This is a genomic window from Paenibacillus sp. FSL W8-0426 (assembly GCF_037969725.1).
GTDB classification, from domain to species: domain Bacteria; phylum Bacillota; class Bacilli; order Paenibacillales; family Paenibacillaceae; genus Paenibacillus; species Paenibacillus hubeiensis.
In genome coordinates this window covers 1,406,423-1,420,394 of sequence record NZ_CP150203.1, presented here as the reverse complement: position 1 = coordinate 1,420,394, position 13,972 = coordinate 1,406,423, and the positions used below count along the sequence as shown (strand labels likewise).

Sequence of the window (13,972 nt, the reverse complement as noted above, 5' to 3'; positions counted from 1 at the left end):
AATCATCCAGCTTACATGGGAATGCATTCGACAGGACATTCTATATGCCAGAAGCAACAATACCGAATGCATGTTAAGGGCAGATTTCCATATTGCTGTGCCCATGACTATTGTATAACCCCAAAAAAAGCTTAGATTCAGCTCATTGTCTATTGTAGGAGTTGCCTTATCAAATGTAAAGAAGCCTTATTTGCCATAATAATGAGCATCAGGGAGCATTTCGGAGAGAAACTTTGTACAGTTTTTACTGTACAAACATTATGTACTGTTTGTTCGTTTGATATACAGTTTGTTTATTTGTTAGAATATTAACGTTACCCAGAAAGACGGGAAGCCAAAGCAAAACCGGATTTCGTGGCTAGGCTCGCAAGTGTATGGGCTTGCGTATAGCTGCAGGCCATTCGAAGTGCACAACACATCAGAAGGGGTGAAGGCAATTGACCATACTTGAAGTAAGGAACGTAAGCAAACTGTTTGGTCCCCACACCGAACAAGGATTGCAACTGCTTGAACAAGGTTGGGGCAAGGAAAAGTTGGCTAAAGAGAAACAAATTACGGTTGGTGTCAACCGGGTCAACATGGAGATTAACCAAGGAGAGATTTTCGTCATTATGGGACTGTCCGGGAGTGGTAAATCCACCCTGGTTCGCATGTTTAACCGTCTGATCGAACCGACGTCGGGAGAGATTCTCGTTCATGGCAAGGATTTGCGCAAAATGAACAAGGAACAGCTTCGCGAAGTACGCCGGAAGACGATCAGCATGGTATTTCAGAAATTCGCGCTCTTCCCTCATCGCACCGTGCTGGAAAACGTGGAGTACGGCCTTGAAGTCCAAAAGGTGGACAAAAGCGTACGCCGCGAGAAAGCCAAAACCTCATTGGAGCTGGTTGGCCTTAAGGGCTGGGAAGACAAAATGCCCGATGAGTTGAGCGGCGGCATGCAGCAGCGTGTCGGTCTGGCTCGCGCACTCGCTAACGATCCGGAAGTACTGCTCATGGACGAAGCGTTCAGCGCACTCGATCCATTGATTCGCCGGGATATGCAGGATGAATTGATTGAGCTTCAGGATAAAATGAAAAAAACGATCATCTTTATCACCCATGACTTGGACGAAGCGCTGCGCATCGGCGATCGGATTGCCCTCATGAAAGACGGCGCCGTCGTACAGATCGGTACTCCGGAAGAAATCATGATTCAACCGGCCAACTCGTATGTGGCCCGCTTCGTCGAAGACGTGGATCTGTCCAAAGTCCTCACGGCTGCCCACGTCATGCGCAGGCCCGAAACGATTACGCCGGACCGCGGTCCGCGCGTTGCACTCGAATTGATGCGCGAACGAGGCATTTCCAACCTGTTCGTCATTGACCGGGCGAAAAAGCTGCTCGGCGTCATTACCGCGGAGGACGCTTCGCGTGCCATGCGCGAAAACAAAACGCTCAATGATATTCTGATTACCGACGGGCCGCAGGTTGCGCCGGAAACGTTGATTCACGAGCTGTTTGAAATTACAAGCTCTTCCCAGGTGCCTCTTGCCGTCGTGAACGAAAACGGCCGCTTGCAAGGCGTCATCGTTCGGGGAGCCCTGCTTGGTGCGTTGAGCGGTGAAGTAACGAAAGAGGAGGTGCCCGGAGAATGATACCGAAAATTCCACTGGCATCGTGGATTGAAGCCATTGTCGACTGGATGAGCGATTCGCTCTCCGGCCTGTTCAATGTCATATCGACGGTGATCGGAGCGGTTGTCGATTTCTTTTCGGGATTGTTTTTGCTCCCGCATCCGCTGCTGTTCATTGCCATCTTGGCCGTATTGGCCTATCTGGTAGGCCGTCTGCCGCTTACCCTTTTCACCATCATCGGTTTCTTGCTGATCGAAAACCTCGGGTATTGGACCCAATCGATGGACACTCTGGGGCTTGTCATTACCTCGGGCCTGATCTCGATCCTGTTGGGCGTTCCGATCGGAATATGGCTGGCATACAGCAAAACGGCGGCACGCATCATCACTCCGCTGCTGGATTTCATGCAGACGATGCCTGCCTTCGTTTACCTGCTGCCTGCTGTTACGTTCTTTAGCCTGGGCGTCGTTCCAGGGGTTATCGCTTCAGTCATTTTCGCCATTCCGCCAACGATTCGTTTGACCCATCTGGGGATCAACCAAGTATCTGGCGAACTGGTGGAAGCGGCCGATGCGTTCGGTTCCACCTCCGGGCAAAAGCTGTTCAAGGTGCAGCTTCCGCTGGCACTGCCTACGCTGATGTCGGGGGTCAACCAAACGATCATGCTGTCGCTGTCCATGGTCGTGATCGCCTCGATGATCGGTGCGCAAGGCATCGGTGCAGAGGTATACCGGGCCGTGACGCAGCTTCAGATCGGTAAAGGTTTCGAAGCCGGGCTTGCCGTCGTGGTGCTGGCCATCGTGCTGGACCGATTTACACAAAACCTGTTTATGCCTGGCCGGAAGAAGTCTTCCCGCGTATCGTCGAAGCAAAAAGCGTGGATAACGGTAGCTGCCGCAGCGGTCGTGCTCATTGCCGGATTCTCCCAATATTTCGTTGGTGGAAATACGTCTGCCGGGGGGAATACATCGGCTAACACGGTTGGTAACGAGGTTAATTACCAAATTATCGGTATCGACCCTGGGGCAGGCATCATGAAATCCGCGAACAAAGCGATCGAGGATTACCACTTGTCCGACTGGACGCTGGTTGAGGGATCGGGTGCTGCCATGACGGCCACGCTCGACAAAGCGTATAAAAACAAAGAACCGCTCATTATTACCGGTTGGACACCGCACTGGATGTTCAACAAATACGACCTGAAGTACTTGGAAGATCCGAAAAAATCGTTTGGCAATGCCGAGGAAATTCATACCATTGCCCGCAAAGGCCTGAAGGATGATCATCCGGTTGCCTATGAATTCCTGACCCGCTTCAATTGGACCTCGGACCAAATGGGCGAAATGATGATTGCCATTCAGAACGGCACATCTCCCGAGCAAGCGGCGCAAGATTATGCAGAGAAACATGCCGATCAAATTAATGAGTGGACGAAAGGCCTTGCTCCGGTAAATGGAGATTCGTTCAAACTGAGTTACGTCGCTTGGGATTCCGAAATCGCGAGCACCAATTTGCTGAAATACGTCATGGAAAACAAACTCGGCTATAAAGTCAATGCGCTTCAAGTCGAAGCAGGACCGATGTGGACCGGCGTTGCTTCCGGAGATGTCGACGCTTCGCCTGCCGCATGGCTGCCGCTCACCCATGCCGATTATTGGGCGCGTTATAAAGACCAGGTCGACGACCTTGGCGCCAACATGACTGGCGTCCGTACCGGCCTTGTCGTCCCATCGTATATGACCGATGTCAATTCGATTGAAGATCTGGAGACAGGAGCCGCTTCGTCCGGCTCCGCCTCCGCTCCTGCCAATGCGGACATAGCAGCGAATGTAGGAGATGCAGTCAGCCATCAGATTATCGGTATCGATCCGGGAGCAGGCATCATGAAGTCTACCGCCAGCGCGATCGAAACGTACGGGCTGACCGGTTGGAATCTGGTTGAAGGCTCCGGTGCCGCTATGACGGCGACGCTGGATAAAGCCTACAAAAACGAGGAGCCGATTATCGTTACCGGTTGGACGCCGCACTGGATGTTCAATCAATATGATCTGAAATATTTGGATGATCCGGATAAAGTGTACGGGGATGCTGAAGAAATTCATACGATTGCCCGCAAAGGCCTGAAGGACGATCATCCGGTTGCCTACGAATTCCTGTCCCGCTTCAATTGGACGTCAGACCAAATGGGCGAAATGATGATTGCGATCCAGGACGGCACCACACCTGAGCAAGCAGCAAAGGATTATGCCGGCAAACATCCCGAGCAAATCGCCGAATGGACCAAAGGGTTGACTCCCGTCAAGGGGGATACGTTCCGCCTTGGATATGTTGCATGGGATTCGGAAATCGCCAGCACCAATCTGTTGAAATACGTTTTGGAAAACGATCTGGGCTATAAAGTCACCGCACTGCAAGTAGAGCCTGGACCGATGTGGACCGGTGTTGCCACCGGGGATGTGGACGCTTCCCCGGCAGCCTGGCTGCCGCTGACGCATGCCGATTACTGGGCCAAGTACAAAGACCAGTTGGACGATCTCGGCACCAACATGACCGGCGTCCGTACGGGCCTCGTCGTTCCAAGCTATATGAACATCAGTTCCATTGAAGATTTGAAGCAATAATCCGCTATGCAAAAAGCCATTATGCATATATTCTTCGTTGATTACGCAAACAAGCTGCTCCTATTCAGGAGCAGCTTGTTTTGCATCGTTCGACTTTATATCGGTACATTCTAAATTCACTTACGGTTAATTCTGCATTTCTGCTGCAGACATCAGCAGCGTAACCACTTCCGCACGCGTTGCCTCCGCAAGCGGATTAAACCTGTTGTTGCCTGCCACATCCATCCTTCTTTTCAACCTGCTTATTTTTTCACCGTTGCGTTGTACTGTGCAATCTTCTCCGTAATCTGCTTCGCCGCCGTATCCAATGCTTCCTGAGGTGTGCCTTGACCGTTCAACACGGCTTCGATCGCGCCTTCGACAATTTGACGGGCTTCGGGGAAAACGCCCATCACCGCGCCGGAAGTTGCCGTCGAATCCACGGAAGCGTGAAGTTGGTCGACTGCTGTCTGGAATTGCGGGTACTTCGCCATATTATCCTTTAATACTTGCTGGTCGTAGGCTGCTGTCGTAATAGGGAAGTATCCTGTCGCCACACTCCAGTTCGCTTGCACTTCAGGTGTTGCCAAATACTTGATGAACTCCCATGCCGCTTGCTGCTGGGCTTCGGATTTGTTGTTCATGATGTACAGGCTGGCTCCGCCAACGACAACGCCGCCTTCTTTTACATCAGATGGGCGCGGCAGGAATCCTGTTCCCAGTTCAAATTTGCCTCCAACCTTCTCCACAATACCACGCAAGGAAGCCGTTGAGTCCAGCGTCATGCCGATCTGCTCCGCGGCAAAGGCCGCTGACGTATCATCCGTGTTGCGTCCGAGGTTGGCCAGCGTTTTGTCGTCGATCATTTTTTTCCACCACGTCAATGTTTTCACGCCAGCTTCGGAATTCAGCAAAGATTCGGTCGCCGCTTCGGTTCTTCCGTTGCCGTTGTTAACATAATCTGCATTCTGGTTGGCAAAATACTGCTCCATGAACCAGCCGTAGATCGCCATGGAAGCTCCGGGCTTGCCGTTCTGGGACAGCGCTTTGGCCGCTTGTTCGAACTCTTCGTATGTTTTTGGCGGGTTTTCCGGGTCCAGTCCGGCTGCTTTGAAGGCATCCTTGTTGTAATACAGAATCGGGTTGGACGTATTAAACGGCATCGCATTCAACTTGCCATCGATGGTGTAATAGCGAATAATATTGGGTTCCAGCTTGGACAGATCGAAGTTTTCCTTGTCGATGAACTGCTGCACCGGCGTGATCATGCCGGAATCGATCATGAATTTGCTGCCGATTTCATACACCTGGATAATGTCCGGACCGCTGTCCGATCCCATCGACGCTTTGAGTTTGTTCAAGCTTTCGTCGTATTTGCCCTGATAGATCGCTTTGACCTGAATGTCCGGATGGCTGGCGTTGAAATCGGAGGCAAGCTGGTTGATCGCCTTCTCCCCTGATCCCGACATGGAATGCCACCAGGTCAATTGAATCGGCTCGTTGTTAGATGCCGCAGCCGTATCTACTTGGGCACCTCCGGACGTAGTGGCCGTATCCGTTTTTCCTCCGCATGCGGAAATGACCAACATGAGTGCTGCAAGCATGAGTGCAAACGTTCCTCTTTTTTTCATACGTACGTTCTTGTTCATGTTCTCTCTCCTTTTTTTGCCCGTTCAAAATCAAAGCTTGGAAGCCAGCACGAGTAGCCGTTCCGAATCGAAATCGTTCTTCCGATCGCTGTTGTCTCCAGATTTCCCTGATTTATTTTCTGCTTCGGCATGAAATCCGGAGACAAAGGCGAACGCTCGCGCTTCTTCAGAATCGATCTCGTTTTCTCCACTACTCCTGGCTTATAGCCGCACCTTGTTGAACGTCCCATTTTTTTATTTTTATTAACCCTTGAGCGCACCGGCGGCCATTCCGCGTACCAGCTGCTTCAAGCCAAAAATCAACAGCAATAACGATGGGAGAATGACCAATGCCGTTCCTGCAAACACCAGATTCCATGACGTCGATTCCTGAAATTCCAGCATGGAGATCCCGATTTGCGCGGTGCGCATTTCCGGAGTGTTCGTGACAAGCAATGGCCACAAATACGAGTTATACATGTTCAGAAACGAGTAGATCGCCAGGGTGCCAAGTGCCGGACGCGATAAGGGAAGCACATGGGAAATGAAATAACGAACATGGCCGCAGCCATCGATTCTGGCCGCTTCGAACAATTCTTTCGGCAGCTGCATGAAAAACTGTCTGAGCAGAAACGTGCCAAACGCCGTAGCCAGAAACGGCACGGTCAATCCTTGGTACGAATCCAGCCAGCCCCAGCTGCGGACCGTCAGATAGTTGGGGATCATCGTCACTTCCCACGGAATCATCATGGTGGCCACGAACAGGCTGAACATGATGTTTTTGCCCCTGAATTGCATTTTGGCAAAAGCATAAGCCGCCATGCTCGCCGTAACGAGCTGTCCCAGCATCGTAACGCCGGAGACGAGAAACGTGTTTCCGATAAACGAACCGATCGGCACGATCTCGAACACTTCGGCGAAACTGGACAAATCCACAGATTGCGGAATGATGTGCGGCGGATACGCACTGGCATCCTCCGGGCTCATGATGGCCATGAAAAAGGTGTACATGACGGGATACAGCACCAACGCAGCGCAGATGGTCAACACGATGTACAGCAGCGTTCTGGTCGTCCACGACGCTTTCATTGGTAATGCACCTTCCTTTCCACCCACTTGAACTGGATCAGCGTCAGCAGCATGATCACGGCAAACAAAATGAGCGCTTGAGCACTGCCTGTCCCGAAACGGAAATTGATAAAGGCTTCTTGATAAATCGAATATACGAATACGTTGGTACTGTCCATCGGACCGCCACGGGTCAGAATGTTGATCTGGCCAAACGATTGGAACGCACCGATCATCGATACTACAGTCACGAAAAACAGCGTGGGCGACAGCAGCGGCATCGATATTTTCCTAAACGTGAGCAGCGCTCCGGCCCCATCGATCTTGGCGCTTTCGTAGATCTCGTCCGGAATGCCCTGCAATCCGCTGGAAATGATAATGTAGTTGAAGCCCAGGTTCATCCAGATGGTCATGATGGAAATGGAGAACAACGCCCAGTCCGGGCTGGTTAACCACGGAATCGGTTCGATGCCTGCCTTGCCAAGAAGGTAGTTAAGCATGCCAAGCGTCGGGTGAAACAGAAACTTCCAGATGACCGCAGACGAACCTACGGACAGTACTACCGGGAGTGAAAAAACGAATTGAAACATGCGCATGCCCTTAAAGCGGTTGTGCGTAAGAGCCGCCAGAACAAGTGCAGCAAAAATGCCTGTCGGTACGGTCAACAGAACAAACAACAGCGTTACTTTCATTCCTTGAAAGAACAATCCCGACTGAAACACGGCCTTGAAGTTGTCCAACCCGACAAATGCTGCAATCTGCCCGGTCGGATCCGTGGAATGAAGGCTCAAATACACGGACTTGAACATCGGATAAAACAGAAACACCGCAAACAGAAGCAGCGATGGCGCCAAGAAACCATAAGCCAGCATGTTCTCACGCAGTCGTTGCACGCGGAGCGAAGCCGTGCGCCGCTGTTCTGCTGCCTCGGAAACGCGTGCTCTGGACGTTGGCAAGCTGATCCGTTTGTCAAGCTCACTCATCGGATGGTCTTCCCCCTTGATTTACGCTTTCGATATGAAGTTAAGCTTATAACCCCGCTTTTTAGTCTAAGAGGAAAATGTCACCGGACAATTTCTCCTAAATCAAGTTCATGTTAACGATCAACTGTAACATTTACTAAATCATGGATAAAATAAGGACATATGTGTTCTGCGGACATGAACAAAAAAACCGCGCCAGCTCTGAATAAGCAGAGCCGGAGCGGTTTTGCATTGTAAATGGAAGATAAATCAGCAAGGTCGAATCCGAATGAACCGTTTTTACAAACTACGACATCACTCATGTTTATCGATGAAGATGATATGGCACTGTCGTTACGATCACATCCTTGTAATTAATCAGGTATGCGCGAATCATGAAACTGGTCTGGTTGTGAAGCACGTTTTGCCACCAATGCTTTGTAATGAATTGCGGGATCAGAATGGTGATGTGGTCCGTTTCTGCCGTTTTCCATTCCACCGTATCAATGAATTTTTTAAGCGGGCCCATGATGCTGCGATATCTGGATTTGACCACGACCAACCGTACGCCGGGGTTCCATTCTTCCCACTTCCGCTCCATTTTGCGAATCGCTTCATCGTCAAAGCCAATGTACAGCGCCACCACGTTATCCGACATCGTCTTTGCGTAACTAATCGTGTTCATGACCACGCGCGTAATGCCGGCTACCGGAATCACGATGGTGTTACCTTTCGGGATCGGTTTCTCCTCCGCAATGTTGATTCGCAATTCGTCCGCAATGTTGCAATAGTGGCGATGAATGCGCATGAACACGTACACCACCAGGGGCAGGAAAATGAAGATGAACCAGGTTTGCGTGAATTTGGTGAAAATAAAAATCAGCGTGATGGAAAGCGTGGTCAGCATGCCGATCGTATTGACCAGTAGTTTGACGCCCCAGCCCTTTGGTTTGACTTTGATCCAGCGGATCATCATGCCAAGCTGCGACAGCGTAAACGGAATGAATACGCCGACCGCATACAGCGGAATCAGGCTTTCCGTGTTGCCTTTGAACCCAACGACGAGCAAGGCGGACATGACGCTGAGAAAAATGATGCCGTTCGAAAAGCCCAACCGGTCGCCCCGGACCATGAACGCATGCGGCATATATTTATCCTTGGCCATCATGAAGGACAGCAGCGGAAAAGCGGAATATGCCGTATTCGCCGCCAGGAACAAGATGAGCGCAGTCACACCCTGAATGATAAAATACATCGTTCCCCGTCCAAATGTAGATTCGGCGATTTGGGAAATAACCGTTGCTTTGGGGTCAGGCTTCACTCCGTAAGCAAAAGCTAGCAAGGTGATGCCAATGAACATGGCCCCCAGTATACATCCCATAAGCATAAGCGTGCCGGCGGCGTTCTTCTCGGCAGGCTGTTTGAAGTTCGGGATGGCATTGCTGACTGCCTCCACGCCGGTCAAGGCTGAGCAGCCCGAGCTGAACGCCTTCAGCAGCAGAAACAGGCTCACATGGGATAACGTGTTTCCAAACTCGGGAGCGGCCGCATGAACCCCGCCCGTAAAATATTTGATGCCCCCCGAGATGATCAATATCGCGATGGAGAAAATAAACAGATAGATCGGGATCGCCAGTACCGAGGCCGATTCCGTAACCCCGCGCAAATTCATGATCGTCAAAAACAAAATCATGACCAGCGCGATGATCACGCTGTAATCATGCAGCGCAGGAAATGCCGACGTAATGGCGTCCGTGCCTGCGGACGAGCTGACGGCCACCGTCAGGATGTAATCGACAAGCAGCGATCCCCCTGCAATCAGGCTCGGCGTTGTGCCCAGATTATCCTTGGCCACAATATAGGCGCCGCCGCCCGTTGGATATGCAAATATGGTTTGGCGATATGAAAAAATCAATATGACGAGCAGTCCGAGAACAGCCAGGGAAATAGGCACCGAATACCATAAGGCGGCGAATCCGGCCGCAATCAACACCAGCAAAATCTGTTCCGTGCCGTAGGCTACGGAAGACAGCGCATCGGAGGAAAGGATGGCGAGCGCCTTCCATTTCCCGAGCTTTTCCGCATCCAATTCAGTGGATTTCATCGGTTTGCCGATCAGGACTCTTTTCATTTTGCCAAACATAATCATGACTTCCTTCCGTCTTTCATGTGTGGAGCATTGTTATTATGCAAAATCGCCGTGCCGATGACAATATGTCATTTCACCCGGGATTCGCCAGCGCGCGATAATGCATTCTACGATTCAATAATGAATAACAAAGCCGTTCTTTATGCACAAATCAGAGTTTTTTGGACCAAAACGACGTTTGCTTGCCTGAAAATGAAAAATGGCCTTCGGCTTTTGCGTTCACCGAAGACCATCCTAGCGTATTGTTTGCCATTCTGGAAAAATCTATGCTGTTCGAGTGCTGAAGAACGCCTGAATTTTCGTTCAGACGAGTTCCTCGAGGATTACAGGGCCACATTCAAAATGCCCGGCCGAGGCGTAACCCCAAAAGCCTTCGCAAGGTTGGCAAGCTGTTCATCCGTGATGCGTTGTTTGATCTCATGGCCTGCGACAAGCATGTATACCTGTGCCGCCTTCTCGATCGTTTCAATCAAACCAAACGCTTCGTCAATCGTTGTGCCTGTACCAAAGATGCCATGCTGCGGCCAAATGACGGCGTGAAATTGTTTCATTTTTTCCGCAGTCGCCTGGCCGATCTCGTTCGAACCAGGTACCATCCAAGGGATGATGCCGACGCCATCCGGGAATACCACCACACATTCGGTACACATCTGCCACAGCGTTCTGGTGAATCGGCTCTCGTCAAGCTCATGGATAAAAGTCATTGCAAGCACGTTGGTTGCATGGTTGTGCATGACGACCCGATGATTCGGGTCTGCCTTCAATCTCTCGATATGGCTCATAAAGTGCGTCGGCAATTCGCTCGTCGGGTTTGCTCCTGACTTGAAGCCCCACAGCACTTCCAGCTGCTGTCCATCCTGCGATACGCGCAGCAGTCCAAGATTGCTTTCGGGATCGGCAAGCACGTTTTTGAAATATTTGCCCGAAGCGGTAACGATAAAATATTTTCCTGCCAATTCTTCGACCGAAAAAGCCGGTTTGATCGTGCGAAGCACCTGATGGATATCGACATACCTGGCTACTTCTTCCTCATCAAGTAAATAGCTGACATTGCCCCCATTGCGTTCATCCCAGCCGTTTTTCCACATATGCTGCGTAATTTCCGCCATTTCGCGGACAAATGGAATGTCCCAGCCGGCAACTTGCGCGGGGTCATGCTTAAAGATCATGTTCATGATCGTTCTCTCCTTTATTTGTTCATCGAATGAAAATTCACGGCACTTCACGGAGTAATACGTTCCTTTTTTCACATTCATTATACCTTTGTTTATCTTTATAAGTCAATCGTCTCATTATTTATTTTGTTTTATTTATCTTTGTTTATTTTTGTTTTTTGACGTTTTTTTGAAAAACGAATAAAAAAATACCTCGTCGGCATCCGACGAGGTCAGTCACACATCTATCTAACACGAGAAGGGGTTTACAAAATCTATCTTACCCCCGCTACCTTAATAGAAGCTGAAAACGACATAAAAAAAGCATAAAAACAATGTTAACTATAACCCACCCGGCCACGATCTCCAACCCGTTCAGATTGCTTATCGCTGTTCAACAAGATGTATGAAGGGTGCATCTTGCCCGTCGGCTCATAAAATTCCTCGCCCTGGTAAGTGAAGCCAAGTTTGCGAAGCACCTTCCCGGAACCGTCGTTAGCCGGATGATGACCGGCAAATAACGCTTCTGCCCCCTTTTGCGTGAAGGCATAGTCAATCACCGCCCTGGCCGCTTCCGTGGCGTAGCCTTTTCCCCATTGATCCCGGGTTAGATGAAAACCAAGCTCGAATACCCGCTCTCGATCTTTATACGGACGAAGGCCGCAGCACCCTACAAACTGGCCTGATTCTTTCTCGAAGATGGGCCAATATTGTATCCCCAGCTCCTGTTCGCGTTTTACTTCCTGTTCGAGGCGTGCCTCCACCTCATCCTCGCTTAAATAACCTTTGCTGCTGATCCATTTGCCCACTTCCGGATCTTCCCATAACGATGCGGCGAGCGCATAATCCTCTCTGGTCCAGGTCGAGAACGCCAAGCGTTCCGTTTCAAGAAAAACAGTACGTTCCATAAAGAATCCCTCCTACTATTTCGGCAGCCGTGAACGGCTGTCTATACCAAAAATTACGTCGATTCCAGGCAGAATAAACAGTGGTTCATCAACAATTCGATTGGCGCATGCCATCAGGACGGCCCTTCACGTTTTACAATGATCTTGCCAATTTTTCAAATCGATCAATGACGGGTTTGATTTCTTTTTCGATGGTTTTAATGAAAGCGGCAAATTGTTTTTGGTCAAACTCATCGCCAACGCCCACATCCTTATAGATCTTGCCTTTCTGATAAGTAAAAGCGAAGAAATAGCCTTCCTTTAATCCTGTAAGAATGCCTCCGGTGTCTCCCATCACTCGAATGGTCTTATTCGAATCTTTATATGTAAAATTATAAGGGGGATCTGCCATCAAAAAATGCTCCACCTCATAACCGCTAATCCACTTGTCTTTGGCAAAGATTCCGGTTTGGAGACTCTCTCCCATCATTTCGCCTTGAACCGTGATATCTGTAGTTAATAACGTTCCTTGTCCCTCTTTTTTATCGTTCTTCCAATTGCCCTCATATTTGACCGTTGTGATTTGTTCATTATCCTTGAGTTTCAACCAAAAAAACAAGCCCCTGCCGGAACTTGTCCGTGCAGGGACTTGCTTGTCTACCTATACACCATTCAAATCAGAATTCGGCAATTGCCACTTGAATCGTGCCGGTAGCGGCGCCGAGCGCAGTCGTCAACAAACCAGCCACGAGCAACCCATTAACGGTAATCGTAAGACCGTTTCCCGCAGGGATTGCAAACGTCACACTCGGACCATCAACACGCGTAATGACCAGATTTATTGATGCAGGTCCAACGTTGTTCACGGTCACGCTGGCGTTGATACCTCCCGCCAGGCTCTCGTAATACGATCTGCCGACGTTTGCGGCAAGGGCGTAAGTTTGTTGTGGTAAAAGGATGGCCATCGAACTCACCTCCTCTTGTTTTGATAATGCATTCTATGCGCCGAATCTATAATTGCAGCGGTAAATGCACGTGTCGTTACGTCCATTTTTCATAGACCTGCTAGATTTATAATAAAATTAATAAAAAAACCACCGGCTTATCCGGTGGCTTGCAGCTATGGATAGATTGTAAATCGGCGTGCTTAGGCATACAGCATGAAGAAGTTCAATTCGTGTCCAAGCTGTTTCAAATAGTTGTACAACTGTGAACGGTGATGAAACACATGAGTCAACGTCTCAATCTGCCATTGGGCTTGAAGGTGCCCATGCTCCATGTAGAATGCTTTCGTGGAACGATTGAGGTAATCCTCTTCGCTTAGCGAAACGATGTAATCCTTGTACGCCTCGAAATTCCCCCACAACGCCGCTTCAACCTTTTCAACGTCCTGCATACCGGACAGCCGATTCTCGACCTCTCCTACCTCGGATTCGGACTTTTCCTGCATGATTGCCAGATCGGATGCGGTGATTTGCACAAAATGGTGAACCAACTCGACCAAGGAGCGCATATTATCCTGTGGACGGTACGCCCAATCCTCGGGACGAATCAAACGAATCAGCGACGCTCCTGTTCTGATGCCTAACTCCAATTCTCGCAACAAATGATCCCTTACTTGAAACGTTCCACTCATGAACAACCTCTCCTTTTCAGGTTCAAATTAATCAAAAGTATAGTGAATGAAAACCGTTTTATTTCTGCCTCTCCGTTAACATGTGGAAGTTTTTGCGGTTTATATAAAATGATACCATACTGCACTCGAAGCGCGTAAACCCATAAACAAAAAAAGTGCCCTGCCGGATGATCCGACAGGGCCAATCACACATCTATTTTTCACACGAGAAGGGGTTTACAAGATATATATTAAAGCCCGAACCTTAAATGATTCTGAAATCCACATGAAAT

General features: G+C 49.7%; 11 protein-coding genes. 2 read left to right on the top strand and 9 right to left on the bottom strand.

Going from position 1 to position 13,972, the window contains the following annotated elements:
* Positions 1–437: 437 nt before the first annotated feature.
* Together MKY59_RS06380 and MKY59_RS06375 are read left to right on the top strand one after the other, a co-directional pair.
* Positions 438–1,637 carry a glycine betaine/L-proline ABC transporter ATP-binding protein gene (locus MKY59_RS06380; RefSeq protein ID WP_236415161.1) on the top strand — a complete coding sequence of 400 codons (1,200 nt, stop codon included), beginning with the start codon at positions 438–440 and terminating at the stop codon, positions 1,635–1,637.
* Complete coding sequence (locus MKY59_RS06375; RefSeq protein ID WP_339276621.1) at positions 1,634–4,237, top strand: glycine betaine ABC transporter substrate-binding protein; 2,604 nt, start codon at positions 1,634–1,636, stop codon at positions 4,235–4,237. The genes MKY59_RS06380 and MKY59_RS06375 overlap by 4 nt, the downstream gene beginning before the upstream one ends.
* A gap of 242 nt (positions 4,238–4,479) precedes the next feature.
* Here MKY59_RS06375 and MKY59_RS06370 read toward each other — a convergent pair whose 3' ends face one another.
* From MKY59_RS06370 to MKY59_RS06330, 9 genes are all read right to left on the bottom strand, one after another.
* Complete coding sequence (locus MKY59_RS06370) at positions 4,480–5,865, bottom strand: ABC transporter substrate-binding protein (protein ID WP_339276619.1); 1,386 nt, start codon at positions 5,863–5,865, stop codon at positions 4,480–4,482.
* Positions 5,866–6,108: 243 nt separating this feature from the next.
* Positions 6,109–6,933 carry a carbohydrate ABC transporter permease gene (locus MKY59_RS06365; protein WP_339276617.1) on the bottom strand — a complete coding sequence of 275 codons (825 nt, stop codon included), beginning with the start codon at positions 6,931–6,933 and terminating at the stop codon, positions 6,109–6,111.
* Complete coding sequence (locus MKY59_RS06360; RefSeq protein WP_339276615.1) at positions 6,930–7,895, bottom strand: sugar ABC transporter permease; 966 nt, start codon at positions 7,893–7,895, stop codon at positions 6,930–6,932. Before MKY59_RS06360 ends, MKY59_RS06365 begins: the two co-directional genes overlap by 4 nt.
* A 304-nt stretch (positions 7,896–8,199) precedes the next feature.
* The gene (locus MKY59_RS06355) at positions 8,200–10,017 is read right to left on the bottom strand and encodes an APC family permease (protein ID WP_339276614.1); all 1,818 of its coding nucleotides are present in this window, start codon (positions 10,015–10,017) and stop codon (positions 8,200–8,202) included.
* A 329-nt stretch (positions 10,018–10,346) separates the two neighbouring features.
* A complete protein-coding gene (gene rhaD, locus MKY59_RS06350) occupies positions 10,347–11,198 on the bottom strand; it encodes a rhamnulose-1-phosphate aldolase (protein ID WP_236415168.1) in 852 nt (283 codons plus the stop codon).
* Between the two features lie 317 nt (positions 11,199–11,515).
* Positions 11,516–12,085 carry a GNAT family N-acetyltransferase gene (locus tag MKY59_RS06345; protein WP_236415170.1) on the bottom strand — a complete coding sequence of 190 codons (570 nt, stop codon included), beginning with the start codon at positions 12,083–12,085 and terminating at the stop codon, positions 11,516–11,518.
* Positions 12,086–12,218: 133 nt separating this feature from the next.
* On the bottom strand, positions 12,219–12,671 hold the full coding sequence (locus tag MKY59_RS06340) for a hypothetical protein (RefSeq protein ID WP_339276613.1): 453 nt from the start codon (positions 12,669–12,671) through the stop codon (positions 12,219–12,221).
* Positions 12,672–12,741: 70 nt separating this feature from the next.
* Positions 12,742–13,029, bottom strand: coding sequence for a hypothetical protein (locus MKY59_RS06335; protein ID WP_236415172.1), 288 nt, complete (start codon positions 13,027–13,029; stop codon positions 12,742–12,744).
* Between the two features lie 182 nt (positions 13,030–13,211).
* The gene (locus MKY59_RS06330) at positions 13,212–13,700 is read right to left on the bottom strand and encodes a DinB family protein (RefSeq protein ID WP_236415173.1); all 489 of its coding nucleotides are present in this window, start codon (positions 13,698–13,700) and stop codon (positions 13,212–13,214) included.
* Positions 13,701–13,972: the final 272 nt, after the last annotated feature.

What these genes read in the sequence shown, in the direction of transcription:
- MKY59_RS06375 (WP_339276621.1), top strand. Translation starts at nt 1,634, where the DNA reads ATGATACCGAAAATTCCACTGGCATCGTGGATTGAAGCCATTGTCGAC.
- MKY59_RS06370 (WP_339276619.1), bottom strand. Translation starts at nt 5,865, where the DNA reads ATGAACAAGAACGTACGTATGAAAAAAAGAGGAACGTTTGCACTCATG.
- MKY59_RS06365 (WP_339276617.1), bottom strand. Translation starts at nt 6,933, where the DNA reads ATGAAAGCGTCGTGGACGACCAGAACGCTGCTGTACATCGTGTTGACC.
- MKY59_RS06360 (WP_339276615.1), bottom strand. Translation starts at nt 7,895, where the DNA reads ATGAGTGAGCTTGACAAACGGATCAGCTTGCCAACGTCCAGAGCACGC.
- MKY59_RS06355 (WP_339276614.1), bottom strand. Translation starts at nt 10,017, where the DNA reads ATGTTTGGCAAAATGAAAAGAGTCCTGATCGGCAAACCGATGAAATCC.
- rhaD (WP_236415168.1), bottom strand. Translation starts at nt 11,198, where the DNA reads ATGAACATGATCTTTAAGCATGACCCCGCGCAAGTTGCCGGCTGGGAC.
- MKY59_RS06345 (WP_236415170.1), bottom strand. Translation starts at nt 12,085, where the DNA reads ATGGAACGTACTGTTTTTCTTGAAACGGAACGCTTGGCGTTCTCGACC.
- MKY59_RS06335 (WP_236415172.1), bottom strand. Translation starts at nt 13,029, where the DNA reads ATGGCCATCCTTTTACCACAACAAACTTACGCCCTTGCCGCAAACGTC.
- MKY59_RS06330 (WP_236415173.1), bottom strand. Translation starts at nt 13,700, where the DNA reads ATGAGTGGAACGTTTCAAGTAAGGGATCATTTGTTGCGAGAATTGGAG.